We start from the raw sequence: 2,058 nt of genomic DNA, 5'->3' as shown, positions 1-2,058 counted from the left end.
CTTGGAGATACCTCGTTCCCTAACTGCTCGGTCGACGCGTTCGATCAGAGTTTCCTCGATACCGACGCCGATTCGCTTCCATGGTGGTGTGTACGGCTCAGCTGGCATGGATATAGATATATCCGCCTCGAGTCCCTCGAGACCGTAGACACGCCGACGAACCACCGAATCCGTTAGAGGCTCACGTCGGGCGACACGAGGACTTCGACCTGAGTTGGGTTGCATCGCATTGCTGTGTCGATTTAGATTGCTCTCGCGCTCCCCGCCCGGGGGGTTTCCTGTGGTCTGTCGTGGTCGGCCCAGATGCAGCATGGTCGGTGCGGCACACCGCCCCTTTGCGGGGGTCGTGCTCTAACTCCCGGGGTGATCTTGATGCGCAACTCAATTGGCGGACTCACGATCTTCCCTGGTTATTCCGCCGCAGCGCCGACGCGTTCGATTGTGGCGCTGCTGCACATCGCCAAGTCCCTGTTCGCGACGCCCACCGTCGGGACTTCCGCCGGTGGCTACCTAGGAGGCCCGACAGGAGTCAGGATCCTCTCGCTGAGACCTTCGCTGTACCCGACAACAGCGGCGGACCCGTGTGGATACGCGGGTGAATCCTGGACAGCAAGTTCTGCTCAAGTCCAGGTCGGGCGGGGTGCGTGTTTCCCCATTACGCGCATCCTGCCCGTGAGCGGACGAACCCGGACATCGTCAGCGCGCAGGATCAGGGAAACTGTTACCTATGAGTAGCGACCAACCGACCTCGGGCAACGGGCCCTCGCAGCTCCACAAGCGAGGCACCGCGCCTGCCGCGGTGGCAGACATCCCAACGCCGAGCTGGCGGTTGCCGTTGCTGGGGGATGTGTTGCGCCTGGACCCGGTACGACCGACTCAGCGCGAGATGGAGATGGCTAAAGAGCTTGGCCCCATATTCGAGATCGACATCGCGGGCAAGAAGCTGGTGGTGGTGGCGGGCGCCGACGAAGCCGCAGAGGTTTTCGACGAGAAGCGATTCGCGAAAGCGATCGTCCCTCCCATTACCAAACTCCGCGACATCGCTTCCGACGGTCTATTCACTGCTTACAACAGCGAACCGAACTGGGAAAAGGCACACAACATCCTCGCGCCGGCCTTCAGCCAGGCGTCGATGCGGAGCTACCACGACACGATGGTCTCGTGCGTAGAAGACCTCTGCACCTATTGGGACTCCAAGGTCACCGAAGCGCCGGTTGACGTGGCCGGGGACATGAACAAGTTGACCCTTGAAGTCATCGGCCGCACCGGTTTCGATCACACCTTTCATTCCTTCGACAGCACCGAGGACCCGTTCGTGACTGCGATGGTCCGTGGGATGGAGTTCATTTCACAGACCTCCAACGACATCCCGATCATCCGCGAAATCTTCGGACGCAAGGCCGCCGCGCAGAAGGAAAAGGATGTGCGGTACCTACGTAAGACGGTCGACGAGATCATTGCTGCCCGCAAAGCGCCGGGCGCCGAACGGCACAACGACCTGCTGCAACGGATGCTCGAGACCCCTGATCCCGATACAGGGGAATACCTGTCGGACGAGAACATTCGAAACCAGGTGCTCACCTTTCTCGTCGCCGGCCACGAGACGACCGCCAGCACCCTGTCTTTCGCCCTCTACTTCCTTTCCCAGCACCCCGAAGTTGCTGAGCGTGCGCGGGCCGAAGTCGACGAGTTGTGGGCCGATCCGGCAGACACCAGTTCCGTGGCCTTCGAGCAGGCCGCTCGCCTTCGCTATGTGCGCCGCATCATCGAGGAAACTTTGCGCCTGTGGCCTGCTGGCCCGGCGTTCTTCCGCAAGCCGCGCGAGGACACGCTGATTGGCGAAAAATACCTGGTCAAAAAGGGTCACCCCATTCTCGTGCTGCTGCTGAGCCTGCACAGGGACCCGGCATGGGGCGAGGATCCGGAAGCCTTCGACCCCGACCGGTTCGAACGAGCAGCCATGAAGGAGCGCCCCGCCCACATATACAAACCCTTCGGAACCGGCGCGCGTGCATGCATCGGTCGCCAATTCGCCTTTCACGAGGCAGTTCTCGCCCT

The 2,058-nt window shown here is 61.5% G+C and carries 1 protein-coding gene; it reads left to right on the top strand.

Going from position 1 to position 2,058, the window contains the following annotated elements:
- Window positions 1-727: 727 nt before the first annotated feature.
- Window positions 728-2,058 (top strand): cytochrome P450 (locus WAW17_RS31460; protein WP_422336748.1); only part of this gene is annotated, 1,331 nt, incomplete at its 3' end.

Origin of the sequence: Rhodococcus sp. (in: high G+C Gram-positive bacteria) (assembly GCF_049286785.1) — a bacterium.
Lineage (GTDB): Bacteria > Actinomycetota > Actinomycetes > Mycobacteriales > Mycobacteriaceae > Rhodococcus_F.
This window is presented reverse-complemented; position numbering and strand designations above follow the sequence as displayed.